The organism is Neisseria sp. P0009.S007 (genome assembly GCF_051962515.1).
This window is the reverse complement of sequence record NZ_JBQCVF010000229.1, coordinates 1-2,100: the sequence shown is the minus strand read 5'-3', so window position 1 is coordinate 2,100 and position 2,100 is coordinate 1. Positions and strand designations below refer to the sequence as shown.

The window sequence follows — 2,100 nt, the reverse complement described above, 5'->3', positions numbered from 1 at the left end:
TTCCGCCGCCAGATTCAGCAGCAAAACCTCATCGAGCCGTCGGATACCGGCGTATCAGGCAGTAAAGGCCGTCCTGCGCAGCTTTACCGCTTCCGAGATGACGTTCTGCCCGATCAGCTGATTTCTGATATCGGACTACCGCTGGGCAGCCGCTAACTGATTTTCAGACGGCCTCAAATTAAATTTTGCCCCATTGGGCAATATCAATTTTTCAACAAAGGAACCTTCATGTCGTCTGAGAATAATCTTCTACCTCTACCCGATACCCTGTTGCGCCCCATGGTAGAACAAGCCTTGAGCGAAGATTTAGGCAGGCGAGGCGATATTACGTCCGCAGCCGTCATCGCTCCCGACAAAACCGCCAAACTTTTCCTGATCAGTCGTGAGGACGGCGTAATAGCAGGCATGGATTTGGCGCGCCTTGCCTTTCAGACGATGGATCCGTCCGTCCGCTTCCAAGCAGAAATCCAAGACGGGCAAGCTGTCCGCGCAGGTCAGATGCTTGCCGCCGTCGAAGGCAACGCCCGCGCGCTGCTCGCTGCCGAACGCACCGCGCTCAACTATCTTACGCACTTGAGCGGCATCGCTACCGCCACCGCTCGCGCAGTAGCCGAAGTCGCCGAATACGGCACAGACATCGTGTGCAGCCGCAAAACCATCCCACTGCTTCGCGTCCTGCAAAAATACGCCGTCAGAGCAGGTGGTGGCGTGAACCACCGCATGGGCTTAGACGATGCCGTGCTCATCAAAGACAACCACCTCGCCTATTGCGGCAGCATCGCCCAAGCCGTACGGCAGGCAAAGCAGGCGGTCGGACCGTTGACCTGCGTGGAAATCGAAGTGGACACGCTGGCACAACTGGACGAAGCCATCGCGGCGGGCGCGAAACGGATTTTGCTGGACAACATGGACGACGAAACCTTGAAAGAAGCGGCAAACTGCTGCCACACGCAAACCGCCCACCCACACACCGTCTATTGCGAAGCATCGGGCGGCATCGGCTTCGACCGCCTGAAACGCGTGGCACAAACCGGCGTGGACGGCATCGCCCTCGGCTATCTGACCCACAGCAGCCGCTCGTTGGATATAGGCTTGGATTTCGTGGCTTAAATTTCGAGTTTGCTATAAAACAAAGGCCGTCTGAAATTTCAGACGGCCTTTAATATCACCTATCAACCCAACGTTACCATCTCAATCTGCTCCATACTTCTACCCAAGAAGCGTTCGCCGATGGTGCGGAAGCGCAGTGGGATGTCGCTGACGTAGAAGCGGTAATCCGGGTTGTCGTTTTCTGTATTCAGCAAACCTGCTTGCGCCAAGGCTTTGGCGGTGGCTTCAGCGGTGGTGATGGCGGAATCGACCAAGGTGACATTTTGCGCTTCACGGCCGATAAGCGGTTTGAGCAGTGGGAAGTGGGTGCAACCCAACACCAGCGTGTCGATGTCGTCGGCCAAGAGCGGCTTCAAGTATTCGCGCACGGTCAGGCGGGTGACTTCGTGATCGAGCCAGCCCTCTTCTACCAATGGCACAAGCAGGGGCGCGGCTTGTGTGCGCACCAGCGTGTCGTTGTTTTTCGAATGGATAGCGCGCGCGTAGGCATTGCTGTTGACGGTGGTATTGGTCGCGATAATGCCGATTCGGTTGTTTTTGGTGGTTTGCAAAGCGGCTTCCGCACCGGCGGAGATGACGTCCAATACGGGCATATTGCCTGCTTTTTGGCGGATTTTCTGTCCGGCAACGGCGGCGATGGTGTTGCACGCGATAACGAGTGCTTTGACATCGTTTTCCAGCAGGAAATCGACAATCTGCATGGCGAAGGTCTCGATGGTGGCACGGGATTTGGTGCCGTAGGGAACGCGTGCGGTGTCGCCGAAATAGATGATGTTTTCCATCGGCAGGCGTTCCATCAGGGCGCGGACGTTGGTCAAGCCGCCGACGCCGGAATCGAATACGCCGATGGGGCGTTGTTTGCTGGTACTCATGGTTAATTTCTTCAATATAGAGTTGAGGCCGTCTGAAACCGTTTTCAGACGGCCTGAAGGTTAAACATATTCTTTTTTATCGTTTTCCATCCAAGCCTGATGCGAGCAAATCCACAAC

Annotated in this window: 3 protein-coding genes; 2 read left to right on the top strand and 1 reads right to left on the bottom strand. The window is 55.7% G+C overall.

All coding sequences use genetic code 11. The annotated features are described in order from the left end of the window. Window positions 1-156 (top strand): NrtR DNA-binding winged helix domain-containing protein (locus tag ACTHS3_RS11925; RefSeq protein ID WP_440368030.1); only part of this gene is annotated, 156 nt, incomplete at its 5' end. A 72-nt stretch (window positions 157-228) separates the two neighbouring features. Beyond that, window positions 229-1,110: a carboxylating nicotinate-nucleotide diphosphorylase gene (gene nadC / locus ACTHS3_RS11920; protein WP_070607561.1), complete on the top strand. Its 882-nt coding sequence runs from the start codon at window positions 229-231 to the stop codon at window positions 1,108-1,110. A 62-nt stretch (window positions 1,111-1,172) separates the two neighbouring features. Here nadC and murI read toward each other — a convergent pair whose 3' ends face one another. Continuing rightward, window positions 1,173-1,982: a glutamate racemase gene (gene murI, locus ACTHS3_RS11915; protein ID WP_049331752.1), complete on the bottom strand. Its 810-nt coding sequence runs from the start codon at window positions 1,980-1,982 to the stop codon at window positions 1,173-1,175. Between the last annotated feature and the right edge of the window lie 118 nt (window positions 1,983-2,100).

Coding starts and splice junctions, on each gene's coding strand:
- nadC (WP_070607561.1), top strand. CDS start 229: ATGTCGTCTGAGAATAATCTTCTACCTCTACCCGATACCCTGTTGCGC.
- murI (WP_049331752.1), bottom strand. CDS start 1,982: ATGAGTACCAGCAAACAACGCCCCATCGGCGTATTCGATTCCGGCGTC.